A 390-nucleotide genomic window follows, 5' to 3' on the forward strand; every position below is an offset into this window, starting at 1 on the left:
TCGATTAGCTCAAGGACGTTGATGTAGCCAAAAGTTGCTCCTGATGCCACACCAAAGTCCAGCAGGATTTCTCCATTAGCATCCGCTGTCAGGTTTTCAAAAACAATGTATTCAGAGGTATTGTTGGCTCCATCAAGGGTTTGGGTCACCCCGTTGATGGTATAACTTCCCTCCCGGCCTCCGCCAGACTCGTGTATACGCGAACCAAAGATTTTCACTGAATACTGCTTAACTGATTCCAGGCCGGTCAACTTGTAGGTACCACCTGCTCCCCATGCGTAGTAACTGTCAGAGCAGGCCGTTGCAGGGTAACCCAGCAGCGACTGGTTGTACCCATTGGTATTAATCCCGTTCCCGTTAAGGTGGCCATTATCCGCTTCCGTGACCACT

1 protein-coding gene is annotated in these 390 nt (G+C 50.3%); it reads right to left on the reverse strand.

The features are described 5' to 3' along the window. Window positions 1-390 (reverse strand): hypothetical protein (locus E1163_RS30045; RefSeq protein ID WP_185155859.1); only part of this gene is annotated, 390 nt, incomplete at both ends.

The sequence above is a fragment of the Fulvivirga kasyanovii genome, from assembly GCF_009711405.1.
In the GTDB taxonomy this organism is placed as follows: Bacteria; Bacteroidota; Bacteroidia; order Cytophagales; family Cyclobacteriaceae; genus Fulvivirga; species Fulvivirga kasyanovii.